1 protein-coding gene is annotated in these 258 nt (G+C 38.8%); it reads left to right on the plus strand.

Going from position 1 to position 258, the window contains the following annotated elements; all coding sequences use genetic code 11:
• A partial coding sequence (locus AAEZ03_RS28005; protein WP_350583193.1) for a hypothetical protein occupies positions 1-219 on the plus strand: 219 nt, incomplete at its 5' end.
• Positions 220-258 lie beyond the last annotated feature (39 nt).

Below are 258 nucleotides of genomic sequence, written 5' to 3' on the forward strand. Positions count from 1 at the left end.
AACAGCATTTTAGTGGACTACGAAAAGGCTAAGATGGATAAAATCGTGGCGGAAGACAGCTATGACACCCTTAAACAGCTTGCTGAGCCTTACTTAATGGCAATTCAAGGGTTAAATCAAGAGGAAATTGCTAGGGTGAATGAGGTAATGCAGCTAGAAAGCCGAAAAATCGCCATAGAGAGAGTTAAATATGAAAGGGCTAGGTATCTATCAAAATAGAGAATGAGTGCTGTTAAATCTAATTATGTAGGCATATAG

The organism is Pseudomonas sp. HY2-MNA-CIBAN-0224, from assembly GCF_040310285.1.
In the GTDB taxonomy this organism is placed as follows: domain Bacteria; phylum Pseudomonadota; class Gammaproteobacteria; order Pseudomonadales; family Pseudomonadaceae; genus Aquipseudomonas; species Aquipseudomonas helleri.